The following is an 18,892-nucleotide window of genomic DNA, read 5'->3' as shown; positions in this document are numbered from 1 at the left end:
ATACACATCTGCTAGTTCATTAAGTGTAAGTTCTGGGTTTTCTAAGCGAATCTCTGCCACATCCGTAGTCTTAGAAGCTAGAATCTCTATGCCTGCTTTATCAATTACATAGGCAATATCTTCAATCTGTTTTGCACTCGCTGTCATAGCTTTCATTTCATTCGCAATATCGCAATTATTCCATCTATTGACGGTATTAGCCATAGAACGGTCAATACGTGTTGTTTCAAATTCCATAACAGAAGTAGAAGCACCTATGGCACGTAAGAAGTCTCCTATTCTTTCTGCAGATTTCATATAGATAACATAACGATTACGTCTCTTGATCACATGCGCATTTAAGCCATAGCTATTCAACATAGCTTCAATATATTGTGCAAGAGGTTCATCCTGTACACTCATCTCTAAATGATAATTAGATGTATCGGGGTTATTGACTGATCCACTTGCAAGAAATATACCTGCAAGATAAGCTCTTCTTGTGCGATCATCATATAAAATCTCATCAGAAGGTAACATCGTAAATCCTAGACCTTCTAATAAATGAAGATCTTCTAGTATTTCTCTTGCCTTTGAAACCTTAAGAAGATAAACATTGTTCTTCTTAAGCTTCATCATCTTTTTTACTTTAAATTCAATTGAAGGTGCATAAAGTTCTTTAAGAAGTTTATGCATCTTTGACGCTATTTTTGCGTTTTCTGTACGGATTAGGAGAGAGAGTCCCTGTCCTAACATCAGTGTTCCATTGGTTTTTAATAACGCACAAAGAATCGCTTTTGAACAGTCATGATCAAACTCATTAAATACGATCTCTTCCTTTACTTTTCTTGAAAACGACAACATTTCTTTTCACATCCTCTAGTGGTCAGCATCACGATGCCACTTATATACTTTATAATATTTCTTATAATGGTCTGCAAGGAAATTAGTTAATGTGACAGAACGGTGCTGGCCACCTGTACAGCCAATACCAACAATCAATTGCATCTTTCCTTCTTTTTCATATTCTTTCAATAAATAATCATAATAAGACAAAGTCTTTTTAATAAATTCCTGTGTTTCAGGTTTTTCCATGACATAGTCATAGACTTCCTTATCATTTCCTGTCTTATTTCTAAGTTCAGGAATATAGAATGGATTTGGTAGGAATCTTACATCAAGAAGTAAATCAGCATCCTTAGGAATACCAAACTTATATCCAAATGATACAAAAGAAACACGGAATACTTCTCCTGTTTCATGATAGAAAGATGCTTCTAGTCTATCTTGTAAAGCTGTACGCTTTAATAGAGTTGTATCAATGATTAAATCAGCCTGTGTCTTAATCTGTTCATATTCCTGGCGTTCTAATTCAATAGAGTCATAAAGTGTATTGGCTTTATTCATGATCATCATTGGATGTGAACGTCTTGTCTGCTTATAACGTTTTAAGATTTCCATATTTTCACAATCTAAGAATACAACAGTCAAATTGATCCAATCCATATTAGTTAATTCACGAATTGCCTGAAGTGCATCTCCTAGATAGATTCCCATCGCAATCTTACCACCTAAAGTTTCATCTAATAAATAATCTCCAAACTGTTCAAGTAGTGCAACTGGATAGTTATCAATACAATAATATCCCATATTTTCAAATATAGCCATGGCAGTAGATTTACCTGCACCTGACATACCTGTAACTAATACAACTTCTACATTCTTCATAGACTTATATCCTCCTCAACCTTACTCATTATAACATACAATGATAAGTGTATAAAGCATTCAAAAAGAGAACTATCACTAGTTCTCTTCAACAAGCTTAGCAGCATATTGTCCAGCAATTGCACCATCGTTGGCAGCTGTGACAACCTGTCTTAATGTCTTTGTTCTGACATCACCAATCGCAAATATTCCAGGGATTTTTGTTTCCATAAGTTCATCAACATCAATATAACCCTGTTCATTTGTGATGCCTAAATCCTTCACAAAATCAGTGACTGGATCTAAACCAATAAATGGGAAAATACCCTGTACATAAAGGTTTTCTAGTTCTTTTGTATCACTATCTTCTAGTTCTAAGCCTTTTAATGTATCATCTTCTACAATTAAAGCATGTGGCTTCTTTTTGAAGTGGAATTCAATCTTTTCATTATTAAGTGCTTTCTTCACTAGATAATCATCTGCACGGAAGACATCACGTCTCATAATAATATGAACCTTTTCTGTAATACCAGCAAGATAGATTGATTCTTCAATCGCACTGTTGCCTCCACCAATGACAGCGACTTCTTTTCCTCTAAAGAATGGTCCATCACAAACAGCACAATAAGAAATACCTTTACCTGTCATTTCATCTTCTAAGTGTAGTCCCATTTTTCTTTCTTTAGTTCCTGTCGCAATAATGATAGTTCTTGCTTCTAGTTCTTCCTTAGATGTAACAACAACCTTATGGTCACCTTCATCTCTGATTGCCTTCACTTCTGTCATCTTTAACTGGGCACCGAAGTTAAGTGCCTGTTCATACATATCATATGCAAGCTGAGGACCCATCATCTCTTTTATTCCTGGATAGTTTTCGATGTGAGCTGTTAGGTTTAGTTTGCCACCTGGTGCACCTGATTCAATAATAGTCACATCAGCGCCTGCACGACTTGCATAAAGTGCGGCAGTGAGTCCTGCTGGTCCACCACCAATAATTATAATATCTTTCATAATCTACATCCTTTCTAGATAATCATATAAATCATCATAAGACTCCATCATATAATCTGGATGTTCACCAAGAAGTGCCTTAGTCCCTTTTAAAGACCAAGTGACTCCAATAGTTTTAATACCAGCATTCTTACCGGCTTGAATATCAGTCACATTATCACCAATCATATAACCTTTTGTCGCATTCATCTTCTTCATTGCAGTCAATACTGCTTCTGGATGAGGTTTCCCATGTGTGACTTCATCACTTCCAATGACTACTTCAAAATACTGATCTAAGTGTGCACACTTTAATCCATATACAGCTGCATCCTTGAATTTTGTAGTCACAATAGCCATTCTTATTCCTTTCTCATGAAGTTTTTTTAATACTTCTGTTTCATGAGGGTATAGAGTAACATAATCATTATGCTTCTCATGATTATAAGCGCGATAGATTTGTACTGCTTCATCCACCTGATCACCTGAAAGATATCGAGCAAATGAATCTCTTAGAGGTGGCCCTAAGAATGAGAGAAGCTCTTCTTCTGATAATGTGTAATCAGGAAGAAGCTTTTTAAAAGTATATCTGAATGATTGGAAGATCAATTCATCGGTATTAAGTACTGTTCCATCTAGATCAAATAGAAGTACGTTATCTGTATATATCATATCATTAATTGTTTCCTTATGTGTTTAAGATGCTTGAATAATTTCTTTGACAGCATCTAAGAATGCATCCATTTCTTCATCATTTCCAATAGTGACACGTAAGTATTGATTAATACGTGGCGCATTGAAATATCTTACAATAATATGTTTCTTTCTTAACTCTTTAAAGATATGTTCTGCATCATAATCATCATGATGAATAAAGATGAAATTAGAATAACTGTCAGTCATAGTAAAGCCCATTTCTTTAAGGGCTTTTTTAGTACGTTCACGTGTTGCGATAATCTTTTTCGCATGTTCTTTAATCACTTCACTGTCTTTAATAGAAGCTTCACCAATCACCTGAGCAAGTGCATCAATTGGATATGAGTTGAATGAATTCTTGACATCATATAAATGTGATACAAGTTCTTTATTACCTAAAGCTACACCAAGTCTACTACCTGCAAGTGAACGGAATTTAGAGAATGTATGAATCACAAGTAAGTTATCATATTTCTTTAAGAGTGGTATGACTGTTTCTCCACCAAAATCAATATAGGCTTCATCAATCACAACAACACTCTCAGAATTATGTTTGATAATATCTTCGATATCATCTACAGACATAAGTTCACCTGTTGGCGCATTTGGATTAGGAAAGATAATTCCACCATTCTTATTAAAATAATCTTCTTTCTTAATCTTAAATGCATCATCAAGTGCCACTGTCTTATAATCAATATTAAACAATTCACAATAAACAGGATAGAAAGAATAAGTAATATCTGGGAAAAGAATAGGATTCTGTCCATTAAAGCATGTTAAGAATGTTAAGGCGAGAACTTCATCACTTCCGTTACCTAAAAAGACCTGATCATCTTCTAATCCATGATACTCTGCAATTAAATGTTTAAGCTTTGATGCATCTGCATCAGGATAGAGTCTTAGTTTAAATGGATCAAAGGATTGAATTGCTTCTTTGACTTTTTCTCCTGGTTCATATGGATTTTCATTTGTGTTTAGTTTGATAAGATTAGACATCTTAGGCTGTTCACCAGCCACATAAGGTTCTACATCTCTTAAGTTATTTCTCCAGCTCATTATATTTTACCCCCTAGTATATCATCGATCATTTCATAGACATAACTATAAATATGATTTGCTTTTTCTTGAATATCATCATGTGCATAATTAAATGTACAACCATGATCCCCTGCTTCAATCATTGAAAGGTCATTCCATGAATCACCTATTGTATAGGTTATCGCATTTGTTTTGTCCTTGAGATAAGTGACACCACTCCCTTTAGAACAGTTGTTAGGAACAATATCTAGGAAATGAAGATTAGGATGACATTCAACATCATCACCATATTTGTCTTCAATTCTTTTCTTAATGATATTAATTCTATCAATCTGATTATCTTCCTGATTTAAGCTAATGATCTGAAATGAAGGACTTTCCTTCATTAATGTCATGTAGTCGTCAGGAATAGGTATATTTCCCATATCACTATGTGCAAAAGATTGATGATTAAAACAACCATAACTATTCTTTCCATCACACATATGCACAAACATATTGGCATCTACTCCCCATTGTAGAATATCAAGTCCAATTGATTGTTCTATATGTTTCTCATAGAGAGTTTCTTTATTGGAATCAAGAATTGCCCCACCATTGTTTAAGACAAGATAATCAAAAGGATAACCATCCTGCTCAAGGATTTTATTCATTTCTAATATATGACGTCCTGTACAATAAACAACTTGACCGCCTGCATCACGAAAACGTGTTAAGGCTTCTTTGTTTAAAGGTGAGATCTGTTCATTGCCACGATAAAGAGTTCCATCTATATCACAAAATACCATTTTCATAGTCCTACCCTCCTTAATTTCCCATTATATAGGAAGGTGTCGATAAAAAAAAGTCATATTAATAGAAAAAGACTGGAGAGAAATTTCTCCAGTCCTAAATATTAGTTTTCTTTCTTAATAAGAATGAAAATAATAGAAATCATTGAGACTAAACCTAAACCAATTATCATTAATAGATTTGTTGGATCACCTGTTTGAATGATTTCTATTGGTGTATTCTCATAATCAAATGTATATGTATCACCCTTCACATTTTCATCAATGACGACCTTCTTAACTTCTGTAGATAAATGGTAGCCAAATGGTGCTTTTGTTTCTTTGATATAGTATGTACCATATCGTAAATCTTTAAATGTTGCGCTACCATCTTTTGATGAGGCAGCAACTATACTATAAATACAATCAGGATCTTTGTAAAGTGTGAATTCAAAGTCTTTATCCTTGATTAATTGTTTTGTCTTTGCATCCACCTTATTCACCTGGATATTCACTAATATTGGCTTTTCTTTGATTTCTAAAGATAGATCTTCTTCCCCAGAAACAGTGAATGTAGTATCTGTTACTGTTTGATATCCTCTAGGTGTCTTTGTTTCCTTAAGAATATATTCCTTACCTGCTTCTAGATGACTCACTGCATGGGCTTTACCATCAGTGATCCATTGATCAATGAGATTTCCTTCCATATCAAATACAGAGAACTGGGCATCTAATACAGGTTCTTCTGTTTCTTCATCTACCTTATGGATAGTAATTTCAGCATCTTTCATCACAACCTCCTGATTTTCGTTAGAAACTGTAAATGTGATAGATTCTGCTTTCACATAACCATCTGGCGCTGTTGTTTCAATAAGTGTATAAGTTTGACCTTCTTCTAGTCCACTGACATAATGAGGAACATGAGTAGAAGTCCATGAATCTACTACATTATTTGATTCATCTCTTACTTCTAGTTGTGCGCCTTCTAATTCTTCACCAGTGATTGTTTTCTTTGAAACTGTAATCTGTCCATCCTTCATTACATATGCTTCATTCTTCTTCTCATGAGATACAGTGAATGTGATAGATTCAGCCTTAATATAACCATCTGGGGCTGTTGTTTCAATAAGTGTATATTTCTTTCCTTCTTCAAGTCCACTTACATAATGTGCTTCTCCACTAGAAGTCCATGAATCTACAACTTTATTAAATTCATCTCTTACTTCTAGATGAGCACCTACTACTTCCTTCTTACCAGTTAAATCTGTCTTAGAAATCTTAACTTGTTTATCTTTCATTACAACTGCCTGATTCTTCTTTTCTTTAGATACAGTAAACTTGATAGATTCAGCTTTCACAAAACTATCAGGTGCTGTGATTTCAGTTAAGATATAGTCATGTCCTTCAGTTAATCCTTTGATTGAATGAGGCTTATTGGTAGAAGTCCATGTATCAATAATCTTTCCGTTCATATCTGTGACCTGCATCTTTGCACCTTTGATTTCATCTGTGCCTGCAATATCTTTCTTAGATGCAGTAACAGTCGTATCTACAAAAGTCACAGAGAACAGCTTATCGCCAGTGATCTTAACATATTGTGTTTCATCAGATAAGACAAAGTTTTCTTTATTACCATCTCCTTGATCTGGTGCAGATAATTCTTTTACATAATATGAACCATATGGTAAATCACCAGATTTTGCGATACCTTTGTCATTTGTCTTAATAGACATCACAAGCTGACCTTTCTTATAAAGGGTATGACCGATATACATATCATTATTCGCATAAATACCAAATTCTCCACCCTTTAATGATTGATTATTTGTATCAGTCTTTAGTATTTCAATTTGTCCTACTTTTACTTTATCTTGAGATTCGACATGATTCCATACAATAGAAGTTGTCTGATCCTTATAAGTAAGTTCTACTGTATAAGTTTGAGGATCTAAGTTATAACCTACAGGAGCTTTTGTTTCTTTTACTGTATAAATACCTAATACAAGATTATTTAATTGACCACGACCTGTCTTATCAGTCATGATCTTACCTACTTCTTTATTTTCTGAGTTATATACTGTATACTCAGCACCTTCTAATGACGCTTCACCTTGTACAAGTCCATCTGCATCAGATTTCTTAATAAGAATTTGTCCTGTAGGGGCTTCATCAGTAATAGTGACTTCTGATGTTTCTCCTGGATTAACAGTTGTACTAAATGTCGCTGTATTCACTAAATATCCATGAGGGGCATTCTTTTCAGTAATGGTATATTCACCTACTAATAAGTTATCAAGTACTATTTCACCATTTGTGACTGTTACATCCTGATCAAAGTTATTACCAGTGACATGAAAAATGGCACCATCTAATAGTTTTCCACCTACATCTGTCTTTCTAAGCTTTAATCTTCCAATCACTGCCTGGAACTGTGCATTCGCAAATGTAGTGACTTCTGGAGGAAGTGTATACCAAGTACTAATATGCTGGTATTTATTATTGCCATTATGAATAATTAATGGCGCAAAAGTGAAACCACCTGACTTATAACCAGAATAGACTGGACCTGTATAAGACGCATCTGCTTCATAATGCATTGTATCTCCACCATAGATATCTACTGTTTCACCTGACTGGTTTCTTGTTTCATTGACGACCTTTGCTTTATTTGTACCAGTACTAATAGTAATATGATATCCATTAGGACCATTGAGTCTGACTGATTCTGATTTCTGTACTCTCGCATTTTGATCATAGTAAGTACTTAAATCATTCTTACTAAATAAAAGATTATTCTGATTCAAAGGATCAGGTTTAGAAGTTGCATAATTATAGAAATCAGCAATCTTACCTTTTTTAAGTGTTGTATTAGAATAAGCATGAGAGAGTGCCATGGACATAATGACATTCTTTTCATCATCATTTAATCCATTCATACCATCCCATGTTTGATAACCAAACCATCCATAATACATAATCTTACGTATATTCGCATATTTAGGTTCTGTACTTGTATAAAAATCACCTGACATTGTTTGATTCGATGGAGTTGTCTTCTTATGTTCTATACACCACGCTCTTCTTCCATCGATTGTGAAATTACCTACAGTACTGCCATATGCAGTAGATTTACCATGCCATTCCATTTTATAGGATGCTGCACTGACACTTTGTGTAGTAATTCCTAATATCATAAGTAATGATAATAGAACAGCACCTATTCTTCTTACAATATTCATCTTGTTTCCCTTTCCACTAAATAAAAAAAGACATATATATGTCATGAGAGAATCTATATAAAACAGTACAATGACTGTAATTGGAGTCAAAAAAAGGGAAGCATGCATTATGCATACTTCCCTGAGGAATACTCGTTAACGAGCAAGAGAATGGTTTCCTTCTGTTTGTGCTTTAAATTGTGATTGGTACTTATTTCCCGGGTAAACTACAAGAGATACTTTACTATCATTGATATAAGCACCTAAGCCATAATGGCCTAAGGATTTTTTATTTGTCTCAAATTCTTCTTGTTTATTGTGGAAAGCTTTCATCAGCTTATTGTATGTAGGCTGATCAATCACTGATGTGATTAATTCTTTGTTGTCTTCCTGAAGAAGATCTTTGAATGTTTTACAATTATCTTTTGTGATTATTGTTTTAATAAAATCAGTCTTTGAACGATTATAAGTACGTTTAATCACAAGAGTTGTATCATCATTCAAAGATGTCTTACATGTAATAGTTGTATAGAGATCATTATTGGAATAAACAGAATAATCATAAGTAGCAGTAAATGTCTTACCATACTGTTTTTCTAATGATTTCTTATAAGACTGAGCAGGTTTGATGAATGTTTCAGCATTAGAAAATTTCTTCTTAAATGCGCTAGAAGAATCAAAGTGATAGACTTCTTCTCCTTCTGATTTCTTTAATTCACCTAACTCATAAAGTTTTGACTGCTGGAAATTAGATGTAATTGACTTTCCTGTAAAGAACTGACTATAGAATACAATAGCCATAGGAAGCGCAATAGTAAGTAACATGATGACTAAATAACCTTTCATCATGCGACCTAGAATAGTCGTACTTCTAGGTGGATTTCTTCTTAAATCATAACCGCAATGTGGACAGAAGTGATCTGTGGGTCTGATATCTTTATGACAATGTGGACATTTCATAGTTATTACTCCTTAAAATAATGATTCATAAATACTTTGAATTCTTTAATGAATTCTTTTTTCTTTTTGATTTGTTGACTACGATCCTTAATCGCATAATAGTCTTCATCAAGATACTGATATTTACTTTGTACAGAACCCTTTGAGATGACTTCTAATGTGGGTGTCCAATTAAAATCAAATGTTTTATAGAGATTCTTATAGAACTCTTTTTCTTCTTTTGTGGCATCTTCTTTGAGTGATGCATCACGATATGCTTTGATATTGAGGTAATAAACACCTTCATCAGGATGCTTATTAAGATAGTCTTCAAGGATAGGTTTAAAGGCCTGACAGTCTCCACAATCAGGACGACCTAGATAAAGCATGAAAGAAACATCTTCTTTCATGAGTTTCTTTAATTCTGTATATTGTATCTCTTTAATACCTTTTACACTCTTTTTTTTAACTGAAGATGTACTACATCCTAAAAGTATTAAAGTAAGGCATAAAATGAGTAATTTCTTCATTTTCATTTCTCCTTTTCGACTATATTACCATAAATACAAAAAAAGCGAAACTAAGACGTCTCGCTTTAATAGTTCAATTATTTAATAAGGCTTGTACCATCCATTTCTTCTGGGATAGCAAGTCCTAGAAGCTGTAACATAGTTGGAGCTAAGTCTCCAAGTTTTCCGCCTTCTTTTAATTCAAGGTGAGAGTTTGTTACGATTAAAGGTACATCGTTTGTAGTATGTGCTGTGAATGGGTTACCTTCTTCATCAAGAAGTTTTTCAGCATTACCATGGTCAGCAGTGATTAACATAGTACCACCAAGTTCAGCAACCTTTTCATATACTTCACCAACACAATCATCAACTACTTCAACTGCTTTGATAGCTGCAGGAATAACACCTGTATGACCAACCATGTCGCAGTTAGCGAAGTTAACGATGACTACATCGAATTCTCCAGAATCTAATTCTTCAATTAACTTATCTTTTACAAGGTAAGCACTCATTTCTGGCTGTAAGTCATAAGTAGCAACCTTAGGTGAGTTGATTAAGTCACGCTTAGCACCTTCGATTTCCTTATCTTCTCCACCATCAAAGAAGAATGTTACATGGGCATACTTTTCAGTTTCAGCAATTCTTAACTGCTTTAATCCCTGAGCTGATACATAATCACCAAATGTGTTAATTAATTCTGGTAATGCGAATGCTACATGACCATTTACTGAATCAGCATATTTCATCATACATACGAAATAGATACCATTTCTCTTAGTTGCTGGTGTATATCCCTTATCTGCATAGAAATCAGGATTTGTCATAACAGTGGCAAGCTGGATTGCTCTGTCTGGACGGAAGTTAGCAAAGATAACTGAATCATTATCTTCTACAGCACCGTCTACTGCTGAGTTATAACCAGGTACTACGAATTCATCAAATACTTCTTCAGCATAAGAATCTTTTACGTACTGCACTGGATCAGTAAAGCTGTTTCCTTTATGATCAACAATTGCTTCATAAGCTAAGTTAACACGGTCAAATCTCTTATCACGGTCCATTGCATAATAACGTCCAGAAATAGATGCGATTTCACCAACACCGATTTTCTTCATTTCTTCAGCAAGTTCACCAATGAAGTCTACTGCTGAATCAGGTGCTACGTCACGTCCATCTAAGAATGCATGTACATAAACCTTAGTTAAACCAGCATCTTTAGCAAGCTTTAATAAAGCAAAGATATGTTCATTTGAAGAGTGAACTCCTCCGCTAGATAATAATCCCCAGATATGTAACTTAGAATCATTCTTCTTAGCGTTTTCTACTGCTTCTACAAATTTTTCATTTGTGAAGAAAGTACCTTCAGTAATTGCTTTATTGATTAAAGTAAGTGACTGATAAACAGTACGTCCTGCACCAATATTCATATGACCAACTTCTGAGTTACCCATCTGTCCTTCAGGTAAACCAACAGCGTTACCACAAGCTTTAATAGTTGTAGTTGGATACATTGCCATTAAATCATCAAGATTAGGTGTATTAGCAAGTTTTACTGCGTTACCATCAACTCTATCAGTTAATCCATAACCATCCATAATACATAAAACAATAGGTCTTTTTTTCATAACTTTTCATCCTCCGTATACTTCAAAGATAATAGCATTATCCACTTTGAAATTCAATAAGCATGATTTAAAATTTAAACATTTAAACCATAACTATCTAAGATTTCTTCACCAAAGGAAATCAAACGTTCAACATCGATATCCTCTTCTCCTCTTTGTGAATAAACGATAATCATCTGTTCATGATACTCAAAGCGATTACAATGAATAAGCGCATTAATATCTTTACTCATCTGAGGTAAATAGTTAATAAACTGATTTTCTTTCATCTTTCTTAAAAGAATACAATAATCTGCTAATGCAAGTTCTAGATGAAGAATTGTACGCATACGATCTTTATTAAGTACTGCTTCTTCAAGTATTCCTTCCTGTAAATCAATCTTTTTCATATGATTAAGTACGACCTTAACATTAGATATAGAACCATCTAACGCTTCCATATAACATTTCTCTTTGAGTTCTCTTTCCTTCATGATTATCACCTCATTATTATTCTACAAAAAAACTGCACATATGTGCAGTTATAATTTCAAGAATTTACGTACTGAGAAGAATGAACCTAATAGACCAACTGCAGCACCAAGTAGTGCAAGCAGAGCACCTAATTGCCATACTAATGGATATGGTGACATAAATGTAATCAAGTTAGATGACATCATTGATGTCATTGTCACATAAGCAAATTTATAACCATATACTAATATCAACAATGGCACAATAGAACCAATAAGTCCAATAAAGATACCTTCTAACATAAATGGAATACGGATATACCAGTTAGAAGCACCGACCATTCTCATGATTGAGATTTCTGTTGATCGAGATGTAATAGTGATTTTTATAGTATTCGCAATCATAAATAATGCGACTACAATTAATGCCACTACAAAGATGGCACCACCATTACGTACAGATTCAAGGATATCCACTAATTTATTTGTAGAAGAGCCACCATAAGTCACTTCTTTTACACAAGGAATATCACCAATCTTCTTCGCAATCTTATCAAGATTCTTCGCATTCTTGACTTCTACAATATATGCATCACCAAGCGGATTATCAGTACGATAGTTTTCAAATAACTGTTTTGAATTCTTATCCTGAGATGCAATTAATTTATCTAATTCTTTATCCTTACTTGAATAATTAACTTTCTTAATACCAGTTAATTTATTGATTTCATCTCCTACCGCCTTACTTTGTTCATCAGTAGCTGCTCTATCAACCTTAACATAGATATTTAAGCTGTTTTCAATATTCACAGTCATATGGTTCACATTGATTGCGATAACTGAAACAACACCAATCAATATTAACGTAATAGTTACTGCAAAGATAGATGAAATAGACATTACACCGTTTCTCCAGATATTCTGGAAAGCAGTTTTGCAATGCTTAGGCATTGCCTTTAATTCTTCTACGAATTCCATGACTGATAACCTCCTAAACTTGTATCTGTTGTGACACAACCATCTTCAATAAGAATAGTTCTCTTCTTATTTCTCTGAACGATTTCACGGTCATGTGTGACAACAAGTACAGTTGTCTGACGGACATCATTGATTCTTTCTAGAAGTTCAATGATTCCCTGAGATGTTTCAGGATCTAGGTTACCTGTTGGTTCATCCGCAATTAATACTTTAGGCTGATTAACAATAGCACGAGCAATCGCTACACGCTGCTGCTGCCCACCTGATAATTCATGTGGGAACGAATTCGCTTTGTCTTCTAGACCTACAAGTTCTAGCACATTACGAACTTTTTTTCTGATTTCAGTTTTTGGTGTATTAGTTACTTCTAGCGCAAAAGCGACATTTTCAAAGACTGTCTTTTTTGGTAGAAGACGATAGTTCTGGAATACAACTCCAATCCTGCGTCTAAAATATGGGACTTTAGAGTTCTTAATACGAGATACATCGGTTCCATCAACAATAACTTTACCTCTTGTTGCTTTTTCTTCACGATAGAGAAGCTTGATAAATGTAGATTTACCAGCACCAGTTGGACCAATGACATAAACAAATTCGCCAGCATCGATTGTAAGTGACATATCATTTACAGCACGTACGCCAGTTTTATAAACTTTTGTTACGTTTTCAAGTTTAATCATTTCTTGCATAGCACCACACTCCTTGTTTCCCCATTATAGCACATACTCATAATAAGTAATGATTTATTTTAAATTTCTTTTGAAGACCATTTATCAAGATTAACGTTAGGTAATGTAAAGCCTCTTCCGTTTACACTATGAACTTCACTTGTGATTTCAAAGGCTTCTGGATCAATATTTTGAACAATCTCATGAAATGCAGCATATTCACGTCTATTTAAGACTACCATAACAGCCTTAGAATCATTCTTCATAAATCCAGTTGTGATATTTAAGAATGTACAACCACGATCTACATCCTTCATTAAACGTTCAGCAATTTCTTCATAATGTTCTGATACAACAATAACCTGGATGTTGTTTTGTCCAAGTAACATCATCTTATCAATAATATATGTAGACATCACAACAGTAATAATACCATAGAGAATTTCTTCAACATTTGAAAATGGGATCTGAATAAGTAGAATCAAAATATCAAATATATTAATTAATAATCCTAGAGAAAGACCTGTATACTTATTCACAAGTAATGGTGGAATATCCATACCACCTGTACTATAACCAAGTCTTAATACAAGTCCTAGACCTACCCCAATAAGAAATCCTGCATAAACAGCTGCAAGTAATGTATCCTTAGTTAAATGTGTCAAATAGTAACTCTTTTCAAATAATGCAAGGAAGAATGGGAATGCGAATGTAGAAACGAGTGTTCCTACTGCAAACTTCTTTCCTAATACAATATAGCCAACAACAAATGCGATTATGTTAATGACGAGTACAAGTGTTGATAAATGAACATAGAACACATAATGCTGGAATGAAAGAGCAAGACCTGATGCACCACCAAGAATAATCTTAGCTGGTACCGCAAAACCTGCAGTACCTAAAGCCATAATGGCATTACCTAGCATAACTAAAATAAAATCAATCACTAATTTCTTTGCAGAATGTATTTTACTCATTATTTTTCTCCTTAACTCGAGATCTTAAATAAGCATAAATAAGATCATCAAGATCACCATCTAATATTTTCTTTGGATCATTTGATTCATAACCAGAACGGTTATCTTTGACCATAGAATAAGGATGAAGAACATAAGAACGGATTTGAGATCCCCATTCAATATTCTTCTTTTCACCTTGAATTTCAGATAGTTTTTCAGCATGAGCTTCCTGCATCAATAAATACAATTTACTCTTTAACATCAACATGGCCTGTTCTCTGTTCTGTAACTGAGAACGCTGTGACTGACAAGAAACAACTGTATTCGTAGGAATATGCGTAATACGAACTGCTGAATCAGTTTTATTAATATGCTGTCCTCCAGCACCGGATGCACGATATGTATCAATACGTAAATCTTTAGGATCAATCGTAATCTCAATATCATCATCTAATTCAGGTGAAACTTCTACAGACGCAAATGATGTATGTCTTCTTTTTGATGAATCAAACGGTGAAATACGTACAAGTCGATGAACACCCTTCTCTGCTCTTAAATGACCATACGCATTATAACCAGTAAAACGGATAGAACATGATTTTAATCCTGCTTCATCACCTGCAAGATAATCATCAACATCAACCTTCCATCCTTTCTTTTCGCCATAACGTATATACATACGCATAAGCATCTCAGCCCAGTCCTGAGATTCAGTTCCTCCAGCTCCTGGATGAATTTCTACAATCGCATTAGAATGGTCATATTCCTGATCAAATAATAATGTCTTTTCAAATTCATCGAGATTCTTTTGGAATTTAATATAATCTTCTTCTAAAGAAGCCATGAAGTCAGGATCTTCTGTATCCTTGACATATTCATATACTTCAACAAGTTCTTTATAGCTTGCTTCTAAAGAATCATCTGTATCAGCCACTTTCTTCATTTCATTCAGATGAGCATATACTTTAGTCGCATGTGCCTGATCATCCCAGAAATGTTCGTCCATTGTCTGTACAGTTAGTCCTTCTATTTCTCTTTTTAGTACTTCAATATTTGCAGAAACATATAATTGGTCTAATAATAAACGGGCATCTTCCAGCCCGTTTTTGATTTCATATAATTCCATTATTTAAATTCAAGTTCAACCTTGATTTCTGGAATGTTCATTTCTGCTTCTGTACCAGGACGGATACCCATATGGACAATATTACGAGCAATTTCCTGAGAAATAGATTTTGTCATCTCTTCGAACATATAGAAACCTTCTTCTGTATATTCCTGAAGAGGATCACGCTGTGCATAAGCTCTTAAGTAGATACCATTTCTAAGTTTCTGCATTGCATCAATATGGTTGATCCATGTATGGTCAATGATACCTAAAAGAACACGACGTTCATAATCAAGTTTTACTGAATCTTCTAGATCCTTATTGAATCTGTTTTCATAGCTCATGAATACGACTTCACTGACTGCATCGATAACCTTCTGAGGATCATTCACTGCTTTGTCTGGATTCTTGGCTACTAATTCACTTAATAACATGTAGTTCTTACCAACGTATTTTAAGAATTTTTCAATATCTACAACTGGCTTCTTACCTTCATTATTTGTGAACTTAGGCATATCTAGTTCGATAGCTGTTAAGAATTCACCCTTGATGATTTCTGATAAGTCTTTAGAAAGCATGATATCATCTCTTTCTTTATACATGATTTCACGCTGCTGACGCATAATATCATCATATTCTAGTAACTGCTTACGCATATCGAAGTTCTGACCTTCTACACGTTTCTGAGCAGTTTCAATAGATTTAGTAACCATCTTAGATTCAATCGCTTCATCATCCATGAATGAATCAGTAAGAGCTTTAATCTTTTCACTTGCGAATCTCTGCATTAATTCATCTTCAAATGATACAAAGAACTGTGAACATCCTGGGTCACCCTGACGACCAGAACGTCCTCTTAACTGGTTATCGATACGTCTAGATTCATGACGTTCAGAACCAATAACCATTAAACCACCAATTTCAGCTACACCTTCACCAAGCTTAATATCAGTACCACGACCAGCCATGTTAGTAGCAATAGTAACGGCACCCTTCACACCAGCCTTAGCGATAATAGCAGCTTCTTTAGCATGGTTCTTAGCGTTTAATGTATTATGCTTAATACCTTTTGCGCTTAACATCTTAGATAAGATTTCAGATGTTTCTACAGCCACTGTACCAAGAAGGATTGGCTGACCATAAGCATGGCGCATTTCTACTTCTCTAATAATAGCTGCATATTTAGCTTTCTTGCTTGAGAATACTAAATCTGGTTTATCATCACGAATAACAGGCTTGTTTGTAGGAATAACTACAACACGCATGTTATAGATCTGACGGAATTCTTCTTCTTCAGTCTTTGCAGTACCTGTCATACCAGCTAGCTTATCAAATAATCTGAAGAAGTTCTGATAAGTAATTGTGGCAAGTGTAACAGTTTCTTCTTTGATTGGTACACCTTCTTTTGCTTCAATAGCCTGATGTAAACCATCAGAATAAGCACGACCTGGCATAACACGTCCAGTAAACTGGTCAATGATCATAATAGAAGCATTTCTAATATCATGGCTGCCATCTTCAGTCGCAATCATATATTCAATGTCCTTAGTCATTGTATAGTTTGCTTTAAGTGCCTGATTGATATAGTGTACTAAAGCAGTATTTTGTGGATCATATAGGTTTTCTACATTAAATGCCTTTTCTGCTTTCGCAATACCATCAGGTGTTAATGTACATGTCTTACTTTCAACATCAACCTGATAATCTTTTTCATTCTTTAAGCTCTTCGCAAAGTGGTCAGCAGATATATACATAGAAGCAGTCTTCTTTTTACCACCACTAATAATTAATGGAGTACGTGATTCATCGATTAAGATAGAGTCTACTTCATCGACTAATGCATAATGTAATGGACGAAGTACTTTATCTTCATAGTTAGTTACCATGTTATCACGTAAGTAATCGAATCCTAATTCAGCATTTGTAGTATATGTAATATCACATGCATGCTGTTTTCTCTTATCATCTGCATCTAGTTCTCTTTCATTTAAACCAACAGTTAAACCTAAGAACTTATAAACCTGTCCATTTAATTCACAGTCACGACGTGCTAAATATTCGTTAACTGTAACAACATGAACACCCTTACCATCTAAGGCATTCAAATAAACTGGGAAGATAGATGTTAGAGTTTTACCTTCACCTGTTTTCATTTCTGCAATATCACCATTATGAAGTGAAATAGCACCCATTAACTGTACTTTGAAGGCTTTGAGTCCTAGTACTCTATAAGCTGCTTCACGTACAACCGCAAATGCTTCTGGTAAGATATCATCTAATGTCTCACCCTTTGCTAGACGATCCTTAAAGAATTGAGTCTGAGCACATAATTCTTCATCACTCATCGCCTGAGCCTGAGGTTCTATCGCAATAATTTCATCTGCCTGTTTTTCTAATTTACGTAGAATTGAACTGTCCTGTGAGAAAATACTCTTAATACGGCCAGTAATTCCTTTTTTCTCTTTCTGAGGTGTTGTAGAGAATGGTAATGGTTTTGCATCTGTCTTGATATCGTCAAATGATTCTACAATGATATCATCACCACGATGATCACCTAAATCAACGATTTCAGCCTCTTGATTGAGTTCCTGATGCTCCATTCCTTCCTTTTTTAATTTTTTCTTAACTTGTTTTCTAATTTCTTGTTTTTTACTAGGCATGATGTGTCTCCTTTCAATACAAAATCGTATACATTATATCATACATACCGCAAAAAACAAAAGATTTTATATACTCCTTGCTTGTTTAATTATTCCCAAGTTTACAAGGTATTTTTCTTTCATAGAGAGGATCAATATTTCGATTTTCTGAGGTTTTTCTTTTTTAATTAATTCTAGACAGGTCTTGATTGTTTCTCCAGAAGTCATCACATCATCTAAGAGTAATATTTTCCTATTTTTAAGGAATGCACCACCTCTTAAACCAATAACATCACGTATCCCTGCTCTTTGTGTATAAGACTGATCACTTTGTTTATAATCTACTTTCTTATAAAGTCCATTGAAAACATGAGAGTGAATTGTCATTGCGATGGCTTGGTTAGGGGCAAAACCACGCACAACATTGGCCTTTGACGCACTTGGCGCAACAACAATCAAATAATCCTTATAGCGTCTTTGTAGTTCTCTTTTGTACATATCTAAGAAAGCATCCTTTAAGGCATAATCATATTGTCCCTTATAACGAAAAAGCAGGGTACGGAAGAAATCATTGTAAGCATATAATATGCTTAGCGTATAACCTTGAAAGTTTT

The 18,892-nt window shown here is 34.4% G+C and carries 17 protein-coding genes; all 17 read right to left on the bottom strand.

Going from position 1 to position 18,892, the window contains the following annotated elements; genetic code table 11:
- A partial coding sequence (gene whiA / locus ACT8VG_RS00950) for a DNA-binding protein WhiA (protein ID WP_444195026.1) occupies positions 1-843 on the bottom strand: 843 nt, incomplete at its 3' end.
- A 15-nt stretch (positions 844-858) separates the two neighbouring features.
- Entirely contained in the window at positions 859-1,707 is an 849-nt protein-coding gene (gene rapZ, locus ACT8VG_RS00945) for an RNase adapter RapZ (protein WP_217748328.1), read from the bottom strand.
- Positions 1,708-1,785: 78 nt separating this feature from the next.
- A complete protein-coding gene (trxB, locus tag ACT8VG_RS00940) occupies positions 1,786-2,697 on the bottom strand; it encodes a thioredoxin-disulfide reductase (protein ID WP_217106567.1) in 912 nt (303 codons plus the stop codon).
- A gap of 3 nt (positions 2,698-2,700) precedes the next feature.
- Positions 2,701-3,348: a pyrophosphatase PpaX gene (gene ppaX, locus ACT8VG_RS00935; protein ID WP_117459677.1), complete on the bottom strand. Its 648-nt coding sequence runs from the start codon at positions 3,346-3,348 to the stop codon at positions 2,701-2,703.
- Positions 3,349-3,372: 24 nt separating this feature from the next.
- On the bottom strand, positions 3,373-4,431 hold the full coding sequence (gene hisC, locus ACT8VG_RS00930; RefSeq protein ID WP_187012382.1) for a histidinol-phosphate transaminase: 1,059 nt from the start codon (positions 4,429-4,431) through the stop codon (positions 3,373-3,375).
- Positions 4,431-5,207 carry a Cof-type HAD-IIB family hydrolase gene (locus tag ACT8VG_RS00925; protein ID WP_444195025.1) on the bottom strand — a complete coding sequence of 259 codons (777 nt, stop codon included), beginning with the start codon at positions 5,205-5,207 and terminating at the stop codon, positions 4,431-4,433. The genes hisC and ACT8VG_RS00925 overlap by 1 nt, the downstream gene beginning before the upstream one ends.
- A 101-nt stretch (positions 5,208-5,308) precedes the next feature.
- The gene (locus tag ACT8VG_RS00920) at positions 5,309-8,422 is read right to left on the bottom strand and encodes a SpaA isopeptide-forming pilin-related protein (RefSeq protein ID WP_444195024.1); all 3,114 of its coding nucleotides are present in this window, start codon (positions 8,420-8,422) and stop codon (positions 5,309-5,311) included.
- Positions 8,423-8,557: 135 nt separating this feature from the next.
- The gene (locus tag ACT8VG_RS00915) at positions 8,558-9,361 is read right to left on the bottom strand and encodes a zinc ribbon domain-containing protein (RefSeq protein ID WP_187012385.1); all 804 of its coding nucleotides are present in this window, start codon (positions 9,359-9,361) and stop codon (positions 8,558-8,560) included.
- Positions 9,362-9,366: 5 nt separating this feature from the next.
- Entirely contained in the window at positions 9,367-9,870 is a 504-nt protein-coding gene (locus ACT8VG_RS00910) for a thioredoxin family protein (RefSeq protein WP_217106571.1), read from the bottom strand.
- Positions 9,871-9,947: 77 nt separating this feature from the next.
- Positions 9,948-11,474: a 2,3-bisphosphoglycerate-independent phosphoglycerate mutase gene (gene gpmI / locus ACT8VG_RS00905; protein WP_187012387.1), complete on the bottom strand. Its 1,527-nt coding sequence runs from the start codon at positions 11,472-11,474 to the stop codon at positions 9,948-9,950.
- 74 nt (positions 11,475-11,548) lie between these two features.
- A complete protein-coding gene (locus ACT8VG_RS00900) occupies positions 11,549-11,947 on the bottom strand; it encodes a hypothetical protein (protein ID WP_444195023.1) in 399 nt (132 codons plus the stop codon).
- A 48-nt stretch (positions 11,948-11,995) separates the two neighbouring features.
- Positions 11,996-12,904, bottom strand: a complete 909-nt coding sequence (ftsX, locus tag ACT8VG_RS00895; protein ID WP_187012923.1) for a permease-like cell division protein FtsX — start codon at positions 12,902-12,904, stop codon at positions 11,996-11,998.
- The gene (gene ftsE / locus ACT8VG_RS00890; RefSeq protein ID WP_117459606.1) at positions 12,892-13,584 is read right to left on the bottom strand and encodes a cell division ATP-binding protein FtsE; all 693 of its coding nucleotides are present in this window, start codon (positions 13,582-13,584) and stop codon (positions 12,892-12,894) included. The genes ftsX and ftsE overlap by 13 nt, the downstream gene beginning before the upstream one ends.
- Positions 13,585-13,652: 68 nt before the next feature.
- The gene (locus tag ACT8VG_RS00885; protein WP_187012924.1) at positions 13,653-14,549 is read right to left on the bottom strand and encodes a YitT family protein; all 897 of its coding nucleotides are present in this window, start codon (positions 14,547-14,549) and stop codon (positions 13,653-13,655) included.
- Positions 14,542-15,657: a peptide chain release factor 2 gene (gene prfB, locus ACT8VG_RS00880; protein ID WP_444195022.1), complete on the bottom strand. Its 1,116-nt coding sequence runs from the start codon at positions 15,655-15,657 to the stop codon at positions 14,542-14,544. Before prfB ends, ACT8VG_RS00885 begins: the two co-directional genes overlap by 8 nt.
- Entirely contained in the window at positions 15,657-18,299 is a 2,643-nt protein-coding gene (gene secA / locus ACT8VG_RS00875) for a preprotein translocase subunit SecA (protein WP_117459600.1), read from the bottom strand. The genes prfB and secA overlap by 1 nt, the downstream gene beginning before the upstream one ends.
- 66 nt (positions 18,300-18,365) lie before the next feature.
- On the bottom strand, positions 18,366-18,892 hold a 527-nt coding region (locus ACT8VG_RS00870; protein ID WP_444195021.1), incomplete at its 5' end, for a ComF family protein.

The organism is Catenibacterium sp. (genome assembly GCF_052354645.1).
Lineage (GTDB): Bacteria > Bacillota_I > Bacilli_A > Erysipelotrichales > Coprobacillaceae > Catenibacterium > Catenibacterium mitsuoka_A.
The sequence above is the reverse complement of the archived record's forward strand: the minus strand, read 5'-3'. Positions and strand labels throughout refer to the sequence as shown.

Coding starts and splice junctions, on each gene's coding strand:
- ACT8VG_RS00900 (WP_444195023.1), bottom strand. CDS start 11,947: ATGAAGGAAAGAGAACTCAAAGAGAAATGTTATATGGAAGCGTTAGAT.
- ACT8VG_RS00885 (WP_187012924.1), bottom strand. CDS start 14,549: ATGAGTAAAATACATTCTGCAAAGAAATTAGTGATTGATTTTATTTTA.
- ACT8VG_RS00910 (WP_217106571.1), bottom strand. CDS start 9,870: ATGAAGAAATTACTCATTTTATGCCTTACTTTAATACTTTTAGGATGT.
- ftsE (WP_117459606.1), bottom strand. CDS start 13,584: ATGATTAAACTTGAAAACGTAACAAAAGTTTATAAAACTGGCGTACGT.
- ftsX (WP_187012923.1), bottom strand. CDS start 12,904: ATGGAATTCGTAGAAGAATTAAAGGCAATGCCTAAGCATTGCAAAACT.
- hisC (WP_187012382.1), bottom strand. CDS start 4,431: ATGAGCTGGAGAAATAACTTAAGAGATGTAGAACCTTATGTGGCTGGT.
- secA (WP_117459600.1), bottom strand. CDS start 18,299: ATGCCTAGTAAAAAACAAGAAATTAGAAAACAAGTTAAGAAAAAATTA.
- ppaX (WP_117459677.1), bottom strand. CDS start 3,348: ATGATATATACAGATAACGTACTTCTATTTGATCTAGATGGAACAGTA.
- trxB (WP_217106567.1), bottom strand. CDS start 2,697: ATGAAAGATATTATAATTATTGGTGGTGGACCAGCAGGACTCACTGCC.
- ACT8VG_RS00925 (WP_444195025.1), bottom strand. CDS start 5,207: ATGAAAATGGTATTTTGTGATATAGATGGAACTCTTTATCGTGGCAAT.
- prfB (WP_444195022.1), bottom strand. CDS start 15,657: ATGGAATTATATGAAATCAAAAACGGGCTGGAAGATGCCCGTTTATTA.
- rapZ (WP_217748328.1), bottom strand. CDS start 1,707: ATGAAGAATGTAGAAGTTGTATTAGTTACAGGTATGTCAGGTGCAGGT.
- gpmI (WP_187012387.1), bottom strand. CDS start 11,474: ATGAAAAAAAGACCTATTGTTTTATGTATTATGGATGGTTATGGATTA.
- ACT8VG_RS00915 (WP_187012385.1), bottom strand. CDS start 9,361: ATGAAATGTCCACATTGTCATAAAGATATCAGACCCACAGATCACTTC.
- ACT8VG_RS00920 (WP_444195024.1), bottom strand. CDS start 8,422: ATGAATATTGTAAGAAGAATAGGTGCTGTTCTATTATCATTACTTATG.